This is a genomic window from Dokdonella sp. (assembly GCF_039926425.1).
Taxonomy (GTDB): domain Bacteria; phylum Pseudomonadota; class Gammaproteobacteria; order Xanthomonadales; family Rhodanobacteraceae; genus Dokdonella_A.
Genome location: NZ_JBDSWZ010000112.1, coordinates 1 through 11,376, shown reverse-complemented (window position 1 = coordinate 11,376; position 11,376 = coordinate 1). Strand labels below are relative to the sequence as shown.

Sequence of the window (11,376 nt, the reverse complement as noted above, 5' to 3'; positions counted from 1 at the left end):
ACCCTTGCGCAGGCGTTCGACGCCAACGACTGGCCGACGCACATCACATTCGCTGACGGCACGGATGTTGGCGTGATCGGCATGTACCGCTACGACATCAACGAATTCAGCGACGACCTCAGGCCGAATGGCGGCCACGCGTTTGCGGACTCGCACACCAACCGGCGCAAGGAACTCGGCTTGACACTGAAAAAGAAAGGCGTCTATGAGGCCGTCATCGACTACGAGTACCAGGGGAAGACCTGGCTGGACACCAACGTGCGAGTCCAGTCCAAGGCGTTTTTCGACGCGGACTACGGCGCGTTCCGCTTTGGCTATTCGAAAACGCCGGTCGCATTCGAGGGTAACACCGCGACCAAAGCCGACAGTTTCCTTGAGCTGGCGCTGCCGTCGCAGGCGATCTTCGAGAGCCGCCGCACCGGCGTGGACTGGCAGTTCGAGCGGCCCGCCTACATCGTCAACGCGGGCTACTACTGGGGCCAGGATCTGCTCGGCGACAACGATGGAACGACCTATGGCGCACGCGTTGCGTGGACGCCCCGCAAGGCGCCGGGCGACGTCGTCCACCTCGGCGTTTCGGGGTCAAAGGAAGACCGCGACGCCACCACCGACGGTCGTGGCATCGACCATCCGCCCAGCGTGACCATCTCGACCGGGCCGGAAGCTGGCCTCACCCCGGTGCGGCTGATCAGTTCGGGCGCGCTGGCCAAAGCCGACAGCGTCGAGCGCGGCGGATTGGAAGGGCTGTGGATCGGCGGCCCATTCTCGGTACAGGGCGAACTGCTGCGCGAGGATGTGTCGCGCTACGGCGGAAACCCGGATTTCGGCGCGAGCGGCGGTTATCTCTTTGGCAGCTGGGTGGCCACCGGCGAATCACGACCGTACAGCGGCGGCAACGTCGGCAACATCAAGCCGAAGGGCAAGTGGGGCGCATGGGAATTCCTCGTGCGCTACAGCGAGCTCGATCTCAACGACGGCCTGATCCAGGGCGGCAGGGAGCACGACTGGACGCTCGGCGCAAACTGGTATTTGAACGACCATTTCAAGTTCCAGGCGAACTACATCCGCGCGTGGAGCGACAAGGGCAACCTCGCGCTCGACCCGACCATCTTCGAGGCGCGTGCGCAGATTTATTTCTAGGCGCTGATCGGGGCTTTGCCGGCGGTCAATCGAAGCCATCTGCGAATATCGATTCCGCGCCGCGCTTGTAGTTCGCGACGCTCGCAAGCAAACCCGAGTCGATCAGTCCGCCGGTGATGGCATCGAAATTCCAGAAATGACCGTACGCGGTGATCGACTCGATAACGCGTGCATCGGGGCGCAATTTGACGAATGCGCGCGTGTCGAACGTGCAGTACGTCTCAGCAGAGGGCTCCATCGAACAAATCGGCGCGTACCGCACAACCGATGCAAGCGCTCCCGAGCCGATTTACTGCGCGGACGCTTGGTCGAAGTCGAAGTACCGGCCATAGGCCGTGATCGTCTCGATGGCCCGTCCGTTTCGTTCCTGAATCGCGCGCGTATCGAACACGCACGTCGCTGGATTGGCCGACAAACTGCAGACATGCTGGTTGTAGCGAGGCACCGAACGCAACGTGCCGCTACGGATCGGCTGGCCGTCGACTGAAAAATCGTGGTAATCGTTGAATGCCGTGATGCTCTCGACGGCCCCGTCGCCGGTTCCGATAAATGTTCGGGTATCGAACGTGCATAGCGGATGGCCTGCGCAGATCGACTTGTAACGAGGAATCGCCGGCGTGTTCAGGGCTCCGCTTTCGAACAGCGACCCGGTGCGCGTGTCGAAATTCCAGTAACGTCCGTAGGCGGAGATGCTTTCGATGAGGACTCCTCCGAGCGTCACGAAGCTTCTCGTGTCGAACCTGCATTCGGGCGTCGTCAGCGCCGCTGCCCAGATGTCGGCCATCTTCGCGTAGCCCGTGCTGTTGGGATGGAGACCGCCGGAAGCCTCTGCAGCCGTGAAATCCGCCGCCTCGAGCACACCCATGTCTGGAATGTCGCGTGCAGTGCACGGATAGTCCTTGCCTGATCCCATGGCGACGCGACGCGCAACCTCGTTGCGGACCGTCTCGAACGCCGGAAATGGCCGCGCAGGAGACACGCTGAAATCAAATCGCAGAGGAAACAATGCGATGAGGAGCCTCGGCCGCGGCACAACGCGTTCGATCGTTGCCTGGAGCGCCAGAATCCCGTCAGCGACCGAATTTGCGGCAGCCCCATTGAGCACGTTATTGCTGCCGATCTGGAGCAGGACCACGTCGGGATGCTGCGCCGCGACGTAGCCGATGTATGACGGCATACCGCTATGCGCTGGATAGCCACCAGCGCAATACGCCAGCTGCTCCACCAGCCAGTTGCCGTGGCCCTCGTGATCGGCATTCGCCAGCGCGAGCGGAGGAGACCCGAGTGCGGTTCCGCTCTGGACGTGTCCAACGAACGTCGTGGAAATCCCCGCGGCGACTAGCCTTGACAGGAGAGGGCCACGAAAACCGCCGGTTGCGCCGTGGTTGTAGTTTTCGACCATCTGTCGCGCGAACTCGCCGCAAAACGCAGCCCGCGTGTCGTAGTGGTTGTAGATGTCTGCATTTGCCGGTTCGTAGTACGGCTCGTAGCACGTCGATGCGGGTGCGTTGGAGTTGGTGCCATCGCTACAAAGGCCCTCCGTCAAGGAGTCGCCGAGAGGCATCACCGAAAGAGGAGACGCCGACGAGAGGCCCGCGCCTGTAAACAGGAACGCGACTGCGAGCGCGATCCTCAAGCGCATGACGCCTCCCTGCGCGGTTGCCTGAATCATCCAGTTCATGACGTAGTTTACCTTTGCTACGGGTGCCGGTGTTCAACGCGTGCAACGTCCGCTGGCACCCTTGATCACCCCTCCACGCGGCGCGCTCGCGTCCCGGCTGACCGCAAGTGCTCGGTGCCGCACGACGCAGAACGTCAAGCCAGGCAGTACTGTGGTGCAGTCCGATCGGCGCAAGCGAGAATCCGACGAGAGACGGCGTACGCTTCCTGCAAAGCAGGCGCTCGCGCTTTGCTAGCATGGCGGGATGTCATCTCCCGAACTGAACACCCTTCAATCCGTTTTCGGCTATCCCGCGTTCCGCGGCGATCAGCAGGCCATCATCGAGCATGTGATCGGCGGCGGCGATGCGCTGGTGCTGATGCCGACCGGCGGCGGCAAGTCGTTGTGCTACCAGATTCCCGCGTTGCTGCGCGCCGGCTGCGCGATCGTGGTGTCGCCGCTGATCGCGTTGATGCAGGACCAGGTCGATGCGCTGCGCCAGCTTGGCGTCGAGGCGGAGTTCCTCAACTCCAGCCAGGATACACAGACCCAGCGCGAGGTCGAGCGGCGCTTTGCTGCTGGTGAGCTCAAGCTCCTCTACGTCGCGCCGGAGCGATTGCTGACCGAGCGTTGCCTCGACCTGATCGCGCGGACGCAGGTCGCGCTGTTCGCGATCGATGAAGCGCATTGCGTGTCGCAGTGGGGTCACGACTTCCGCCCCGAGTACCGCGCGCTGACGATCCTGCACGAGCACTTTCCGACCATCCCGCGCATCGCGCTGACCGCCACCGCCGATGCGCCGACGCGGCGCGAGATCGTCGAACGGCTTGCGCTCGAATCGGCACGCCAGTTCGTTGCGAGTTTCGATCGGCCGAACATCTGTTACCGCGTGGCGGAGAAAGACGATGCGCGTCGACAATTGCGCGACTTCCTCGTCGCGCATCGGGGCGCTTCGGGCATCGTCTATTGCCTGTCACGCAAGAAGGTCGAGGACACTGCGGCGTGGCTGGTCGAGCAGGGCGTCGCCGCATTGCCGTACCACGCGGGCATGGACCAGGCGTTGCGCATGCGCAACCAGCAGCGATTCCTCCGCGAAGATGGTCTCGTGATGGTTGCGACGATCGCGTTCGGGATGGGCATCGACAAACCCGACGTGCGCTTTGTCGCACACATGGACCTGCCGAAAAGCATGGAGGGCTATTACCAGGAGACCGGCCGCGCCGGTCGCGACGGACTCCCCGCCGATGCGTGGCTTTGCTACGGTCTCGGCGACGTCGTCACGCTGGCCCAGTTCATCGCGCAGTCGGAGTCGGGCGAGGAACGCAAGCGCGTCGAGCGCGCGAAGCTCGACGCCTTGCTCGGTTACGCGGAAACCACCGCATGTCGGCGCCAGCGGCTGCTCGCCTATTTCGGCGAGACGCGCGAGGATCCGTGCGGCAATTGCGACAATTGTCTGGATCCCCCCGAAACCTGGGACGCGAGCGTGGTGGCGCAAAAGGCGCTCTCGTGTGCCTACCGAACCGGCCAGCGATTCGGCGTCACGCACCTCGTCGCAGTGCTTCGCGGCGAATCGGACGAGCGCGTCCGTTCGCTCCGCCACGACGAGCTCAGCACATTCGGACTCGGCGCCGACCTCGACAAGCAGCAATGGCGCGGGGTGTTCCGCCAACTCGTTGCGATCGGCCTGCTGACACCGGACGACGAAGGCTACGGAACGCTGCGATTGACCGAGGCGAGCCGTGCGGTGCTGCGCGGCGAGCGCGCGGTGCATCTGCGTCGCCAGGCCGACAGCTCCGAGCGGAAAGTGAAGCGGCAGAAATCCCGCACTGAACGCGCGCGCGCGAGCGTCGACATCGCTCCGGAGGACGCATCGATGTGGGACGCGCTGCGTGATTTGCGTGCACGTTTGGCGAAGGAGCAGGGCGTGCCGGCGTACGTGATCTTTCACGACGCGACGCTGCTGGCGATGCTGCGTGAGCGTCCGCAGACCCTGCGCGCGCTCGGTGCAATCAGCGGCGTGGGTGAGCGCAAGCTGGAACGCTACGGCGACTCGTTCATCGGCACGCTGCGGTCGGCGGCGTGATGCGGATTCGCCGCGGAGGAGGTGGCGTTTCGAGATCGCGGCGAATCTGACCAACGGTCCTGGGCGGGGGTCCCCGGAGTGGCGTGGGTCGGGTGTGTGTGACATCGATCGCGCGAAATGTCGCAAATGGGCGGCTTTCGACGTTCCCCTCCTGTGTACGCCGCTGATGGCGTGACTGACGGAGAATCGATCATGGCGACACCGTATCCCGAGGCGCTTCTCAAATCGCGACTGCGACCGCTGGCGGCGTGTCTCACGGCGTGCCTCACGACGACCGCAATCGCAGCGTCCTCGCCCGTAGCGCAGCTGTCCGATCTGTTGGCAATGACGACCAGCAAGGCGCGGGCGGTCGGCGAGCCCGCTCGGGCATCCGCCGTGCAGACCGTCAGCAACTGCAACGACAGCGGCGCCGGCAGCCTGCGGGATGCGCTCACTGCGGCCGCCGATGGTGAGACTGTCGACCTGACCCAGCTCGGCTGCAGCCGGATCACGCTGAGCACCGGTGCGATCGTGTTCGGGGCGGCGAGCGTGGCCGTGCACGGCCCAGGCGAGAACGCGTTGGTGCTCGATGGCGACCTCGACGGTGGCGTTCTCTACCATCTTGGCGCGGGCACACTGATCGTGAACAACCTGTCGATTGCCAATGGTCACAAATACCGCAGCGACAACGACGTCAGGGGCGGCTGTGTGCATACCGAAGGCAACGTGTTGTTGACCAACGTGGCGATCGACAACTGCATGGCGGTCAGCGCCTCGAACAAGGCCGCACTCGGTGGAGCAGTCTGGTCCGCAGGAGTGACCCAGCTCGATCACAGCCGCATCACCGGCAGTGAAGCGCATGCGACCGGCAATGGCTACGCCAGCGGCGGCGGTGTGTACGCATTGGGGGGCTTCGTGTCTCTCTACAGCACCATCGACCGCAACGTCGTACTGAGCGAAGCGGCGTCGACTCCGACGTTTGGTGGGGGCGCGTTCGCGCGCGGACCCGTGCTGATCATCGGCACGACAGTGTCCAACAATCAGGCTGCACGCATGGGCGGACTTGCGCTGGCGGACAACAACTCGCAGGGAGCAACCCTGATCAACACGACGGTGTCGGGCAATCGCGCCAACCGGATGGGCGGCATCTTCGCTCGCCCGGCGCTCAATCTCTACAACACCACCATTGCGTTCAACACGTCGCACGAGTGGTCTGATGGAGCCGGGCACTTTTTCGGGGCGGGCCTGTACACCACGAAGCCCGGTCAAATGAACAGCACGATCATCGCCAACAATGTCAACACCGACCCCGCAGCGCCGACGCCGACGGCGGACTTCACGCACGGAGCCGGTGCCGGGTTCAATGGCGCCAACAACAACGTGATGTTTTGTTCGAGCGCGTGTCCTAACGACACGACGCATGAAGACCCCGGTCTGCACCCGCTTCGCGACAACGGCGGCCCCACCCTCACGCACGTGCCGACGCCCGGTCAGTGGGATACGTTTGGGGGAACCAATCTGCTCAATTCGACGTGGGACCAGCGAGGCCCCGGTTTCCCGCGCAATCCCCCTGGAATTTCGATGGAAATTGGAGCGTTCCAGCCGAATCCGGACCTGATCTTTGCCAACGGCTTCAACTGACGCGGCACGGTCGGCACGAGCGGCTAAACTCGGGGTGCCGCAATCCGCGGTGTGCACCTAGCGGTTGCTCCGCCGGCATGTTGAAAGGTTTCGTCCGAATCACTCGGAGCAAGATGGTTTGCTTGTGCATGCGAGGCAGGACGGGCGTGGCGCTTGCGGCTGTCTCGCTTGCCGGGTGTGCTGCTCCGTCGTTGCCGACGTTGCCGGACACGACGCCGCCACGATGGGAGAACGTCGGTCGCGAAGCAGCGCCGGCGCCGGATCTTCGCAGCTGGTGGACGGCGTTCAACGATCCGGCACTCGATCACCTGGTCGATGAAGCGCTCGCGCAGAATCTGACGTTGCGCGAAGCCGCACTGCGGCTCGACGCGGCACGCGCTCTGGCCGGTGCGCAAGGTTCGGCGTTTCGCCCGCAATTGGGTGTGCACACGTTCTCCGAACCTGCGCCGGACAGCAGCGCGAGCTATTTCCAGGCCGGGTTCGATGCGAAGTGGGAACTGGGCTTCTTCGGGCGTGCGAAGTCGCATGAGCGCGTGGCATCCGCCGACCTCGGGATCGCCGCGAGCGACGAGCAGGCAGCGCGTGTCAGCGTCGTTGCCGAAGTGGTGCGTCGGTGCGTCGAACTGCGTGGAAGCAGGCAGATGCTTGTCCAACTGCAGGAAATGGCAGTCGCTTCGCAACGCAAGAGCGAGTTGGTTGCGACGCGCGTACGCCTGCGCCTGGCGTCGCCGCAAGCGTTGATGCAAGCGAGGGTCGAGCAGGCAAATGCCGAAACTGCTTTGGGCGAGCCCCGGCTGGCGATCGAGCGTGCGCGCCGGCAACTGGGTGTGTTGCTCGCGCGCGCCGCGCCGTTGGCCGATTCCGAAACCGGCACGTCTCCGTTGCAGATCGCCGACACGGGGATTGCAACGTTGCCGGCGGACCTGCTGCGCACGCGGCCGGAAATACGACATGCCGAGAGCGACGTGTTGAAAGCGGCGGGTCAGCTCGGACTCGCGCGTGCGGACCTCTTGCCGCGGATCGGCCTCGGGGGGTCGTTGACCTACGCGTCGAAGGTGATCGGCCACACGCGGCTGTCGGACGCAGACGGCATCGTCACGTTCGGTCCGGCAATCGATATTCCATTGTTCGATTGGGGTGCGCGTCGCGCGGTCGTGACGGCGCGTGATGCGGAACTCTCTGCCAGCCTGCTGGCCTACCGCCAGGCGGTGCTCGAAGCCGTCGCCGAAGTGGAGACTGCCCTTGCCACGCTGGAGAACCTGCGCGAACGGCTCGATGCGCTCGGCCGTGCGACGACTGGTCTCCGCGAAGCGGCTGCGGCTGCGGCAACGTTGCATCGACTGGGACTCGCCGACGATCTCGATCGAGCGACAGCGAACGTCGAGGTGTGGCAGGCACGCATGGAAACGTCACGGGTTCGACAAGAGCGCAGTCTCGCCTTCATCGCGTTGTACAAGGCACTGGGCGGCGCCCCGTTGCCCGACGATGCAATCGCATCGCCGCCACGGGAGTCCCCACTCTGATGGTGCCGCTCGCACGCAAGACGCTGGTGCATGAGTGGCGGCGCTTCCTGCCGTCGGCACTCGCGGTCGCCTTCTCCGGCCTGTTGCTGCTGGTGCAGGCGGCACTGGTGTTCGGCATCTTCAACAGCTCTGCCGTGTACATCCGCAAATCCGCTGCAGACCTGTGGCTCGGGTATCCGGGCACGCAGAGCATCGAACTCGGCCGTCCGATTCCGCGGGAAGCAGAGATTGGCGCGCTGATGGACCCGGACGTCACGCGTGTCGAGCCCTTCCACTGGATCGATGGCGACTGGCGCGGCCCGGTCGATCGCGGCGGTGTGTCGGTGTTTGTCTCGGGCATCGACACGCGGGCGGATGGATTGATGTTCGCCGACGTGCTGTCACCGGACTTGCGTGCGAAGCTCGACGAACCCGACGGCGTGATCGTCGATCGCGCCGATCTGTCCAAGCTCGGCCTCGGCATCGGCGGCCAGGCGGTGATCAACGGCCATCGTGTGCGCGTGGTCGGCGTGGGCAACGGACTGCGCGCGCTCGGCGGCGTGAACATCGTCACCTCGCTGGCGACCGCGCGACGACTCGACAATGGCGACAGCAATGGCGAGGTGGCGTACTACGTGGCGAAGGTGCGCGACGGCGCCGATCCCGACGCGGTCGCCCGACGCATGTCGTCCGGCGCGAACGCCCCGCGTTTCGAGGTATGGACGAAGCCGGCGTTTGCGCATCGTGCGGTGATGTACTGGATGTTCGAAACCGGCGCGGGCCTTGGCGTGCTGTTCCTCGCGATCGTGGTGTTCATCGTCGGCGCGGTGATCACCAGCCAGACGTTGATGGGTGCAGTGGCCGGATCGATTCGCGAATACGCCACGTTGCATGCACTCGGCATCGGCTTTGACGCGTTGCGTCGTGTCGTGTTGACGCAAGCTGCATGGGTCGGTGCGTTTGGACTGGTCGTCGGCGGGCTGGTCACCGCCGCGGTCGTGTTTGCCGCGCAGCGCCGCGATATCCCGGTGCAACTCGATCCCGCGACCATCGCGATCTGCGCAGGCCTGGTGATGGCGATCGCGTTGTTGTCCGGGCTCGCCGCGGTGCGCACGTTGCGCCACGCCGATCCCGCGCTGCTGCTGCGCTGACGCCCATGTCGCCTTCACTCATTGCTCATTCCCTCGGCAAGTCGTTCGGCTCCGGTGCGTTGCGCACCGATGTGCTGCGCGACCTGTCGATCGGATTCGAGGCCGGCGAACTGTCGCTTGTTTCAGGGCCGTCCGGTTGCGGCAAGAGCACGCTGCTGGCGATCCTCAGTGGCCTGTTGCGTCCGGACGGCGGACGCGTGATCGCGCTCGGCGAGGACCTCGCGCGACTCGCGCCGGTGGAGCTGGAGCGCTTCCGTCTGCGGCATACCGGCTTCGTGTTCCAGGGTTTCAATCTGTTCCCGGCACTCACTGCCGTCGAACAGGTCGCCCTGCCCCTCGGCTATCTCGGTCTTTCGAACGAGGTGGCGTTGAAGCGCGCACGCGTCGCGCTCGAGGAGGTCGGCCTCGCCAGCCGCATGCAGCTGAAGCCGGCGGAACTGTCCGGTGGCGAGAAGCAGCGCGTCGCGATCGCGCGTGCGCTCGCGAAGGAGCCGCAATTGCTGTTCGCCGACGAGCCGACCAGCGCGCTCGATGCCGCCAATGGCCAGATCGTGATTGATACCCTGCACCGGATCGCCCGCACCCACGGCGCGACCGTATTGTGCGTCAGCCACGATCCGCGCCTCGCCACGCACGCCGATCGCGTGCTCGCGATGGAGGATGGCAAGATACTGTCCGACCTGCGATCGCCCGCTGATCCGACCAAGGATATGTCCCGATGACGCGCGATCACGCATGTTCCGCAGCACGCTGGGCCGCGACCTTCCTGCTCGCGTCCGCATTGGCGGCTTGTTCGAAAGCCACTCCCGAGCCGGCGTTGTCCGGCGCGGCGGCGACCCCATGGCTCGCAATGGCACGCGGCCAGGTCGATGTCGAGGGTGGCTTGGTGCGCGTGGTCGCGGCGCGTGATGGTCGCGTCGCGTCGGTCGCCGTCGAGGACGGCGACGCGCTCAAGGCGGGCGATGTGCTGGCGATGCTCGACGATCGGCAAGCGCGCATCGGAGTCGGCATTGCCGAGGCCAGTGTCGCGCAGGCGCAGGCGCAGGTCGATGTGCTCAAGGCGCGTCTTCATCCGGCGTCCGTGCAGGCGGGCCGGATCGCTGAAGCCGCCGGTGCAGGTGCGGCGACCGGACAATCGTCCGACGATGCATCGGCTGCGCTTGCGGTGCTCAAGGCCGAGATCCGCGCAGGCGAAGCGAATGTGAAGCTCGCCAGCGAACACGTCTCCGCAGCAAAGGCGGATCTCGATGCGCAGTCGATCAGGGCGCCGGCAGCAGGTCGCATCGTGCGGCGCTCCGTCCATGTCGGCGACGTCGTGTCGGTGCAGTTGGCCAGCGAACTGTTCCAGTTGCTGCCGGAAAGACCGCGGATCGTGCGCGCCGAGCTCAACGAAGCCTATGTCGACCTTGTCAAACCGGGGATGCAGGCGGAAGTCGTGCGCGATTCGGACCAGGGGACGCCGGTGATGGCCCGCGTGCTGCGTGTTGGCGAGGTGTTCGGGCCCAGTCGACTCACGGACGACCCGGTCGAGCGTGCGGGCGCGCACGATGTCGAATGCGTTCTGCAACTGGACAACTCGCCGTTCCGTATAGGTCAGCGGGTGCTGGTGCGGTTCAAGCGATGAATGGAATGCCTCCCCGGTCAATCGAATCATGCGCCCGGGCACGTTCACACGCGAGCATTTCGGGAGGTGACGAAGGGGTCGAAAGCCTGGGGAAAGACGTTCGACCGTATGCTCTGCGTCGAAACTCCCCAAACGGGGTGGAGGAAGAAATCCGTGTCCCAATGGACGATCTTGTGCGACTTCGACGGCACCGTCTCGGTCGAGGACATCACCGACTCCTTGCTGGAGCGCTTCGGGCGGCCGGGCTGGGTCGCCATCGAGCAGTCGTGGCGCCGTGGCGAAATCGGTTCGCACGATTGCATGGCGCAGCAGGTCGCCCTGCTCGAAGCGACCCGTGAACAGATGAACGCGCATCTCGACAGCATGTCGATCGATCGCGCGTTCCCGCACTTCGTCGCGGCGGCGCACGCGGCGGGCATGCCGTTGGCGATCGTCAGCGACGGCCTCGACTACGCGATCCGGCGCATCCTTGGAAGCTACGGCCTCGACGACGTTCCGATCATCGCGAACCGGCTCGAATCGGTGGGCGAAAGCGGATGGCAGCTCGATTTTCCGTACGGCAACCCGCAATGCCGGGTCGCCAGCGGCAACTGCAA

The 11,376-nt window shown here is 65.0% G+C and carries 10 protein-coding genes; 8 read left to right on the top strand and 2 right to left on the bottom strand.

Features of this window, described 5'->3' with window-relative positions:
* Window positions 1-1,140, top strand: a 1,140-nt coding sequence (locus tag ABIV12_RS07065; protein WP_348057676.1) for a porin, incomplete at its 5' end; no start/stop codon positions are given.
* A gap of 25 nt (window positions 1,141-1,165) precedes the next feature.
* On the opposite strand, the gene ABIV12_RS07060 is transcribed toward ABIV12_RS07065, so the two are convergent.
* Together ABIV12_RS07060 and ABIV12_RS07055 are read right to left on the bottom strand one after the other, a co-directional pair.
* On the bottom strand, window positions 1,166-1,378 hold the full coding sequence (locus tag ABIV12_RS07060) for a hypothetical protein (RefSeq protein WP_348057674.1): 213 nt from the start codon (window positions 1,376-1,378) through the stop codon (window positions 1,166-1,168).
* Between the two features lie 51 nt (window positions 1,379-1,429).
* A complete protein-coding gene (locus tag ABIV12_RS07055) occupies window positions 1,430-2,821 on the bottom strand; it encodes a GDSL-type esterase/lipase family protein (protein WP_348057672.1) in 1,392 nt (463 codons plus the stop codon).
* A gap of 244 nt (window positions 2,822-3,065) precedes the next feature.
* Here ABIV12_RS07055 and recQ point away from each other — a divergent pair, with 244 nt between their 5' ends.
* The 7 genes from recQ to ABIV12_RS07020 form a co-directional block, all read left to right on the top strand.
* Window positions 3,066-4,883 carry a DNA helicase RecQ gene (gene recQ, locus ABIV12_RS07050; protein WP_348057670.1) on the top strand — a complete coding sequence of 606 codons (1,818 nt, stop codon included), beginning with the start codon at window positions 3,066-3,068 and terminating at the stop codon, window positions 4,881-4,883.
* Between the two features lie 192 nt (window positions 4,884-5,075).
* Window positions 5,076-6,503, top strand: a complete 1,428-nt coding sequence (locus ABIV12_RS07045; RefSeq protein ID WP_348057668.1) for a choice-of-anchor Q domain-containing protein — start codon at window positions 5,076-5,078, stop codon at window positions 6,501-6,503.
* A 128-nt stretch (window positions 6,504-6,631) separates the two neighbouring features.
* Window positions 6,632-8,026: an efflux transporter outer membrane subunit gene (locus ABIV12_RS07040; protein WP_348057666.1), complete on the top strand. Its 1,395-nt coding sequence runs from the start codon at window positions 6,632-6,634 to the stop codon at window positions 8,024-8,026.
* A complete protein-coding gene (locus tag ABIV12_RS07035) occupies window positions 8,026-9,156 on the top strand; it encodes an ABC transporter permease (protein WP_348057664.1) in 1,131 nt (376 codons plus the stop codon). The genes ABIV12_RS07040 and ABIV12_RS07035 overlap by 1 nt, the downstream gene beginning before the upstream one ends.
* Window positions 9,157-9,161: 5 nt before the next feature.
* Window positions 9,162-9,878, top strand: a complete 717-nt coding sequence (locus tag ABIV12_RS07030; RefSeq protein ID WP_348057662.1) for an ABC transporter ATP-binding protein — start codon at window positions 9,162-9,164, stop codon at window positions 9,876-9,878.
* Window positions 9,875-10,780, top strand: a complete 906-nt coding sequence (locus ABIV12_RS07025; protein ID WP_348057660.1) for an HlyD family efflux transporter periplasmic adaptor subunit — start codon at window positions 9,875-9,877, stop codon at window positions 10,778-10,780. Before ABIV12_RS07030 ends, ABIV12_RS07025 begins: the two co-directional genes overlap by 4 nt.
* A gap of 153 nt (window positions 10,781-10,933) precedes the next feature.
* Window positions 10,934-11,376 (top strand): HAD-IB family phosphatase (locus ABIV12_RS07020; RefSeq protein WP_348057658.1); only part of this gene is annotated, 443 nt, incomplete at its 3' end.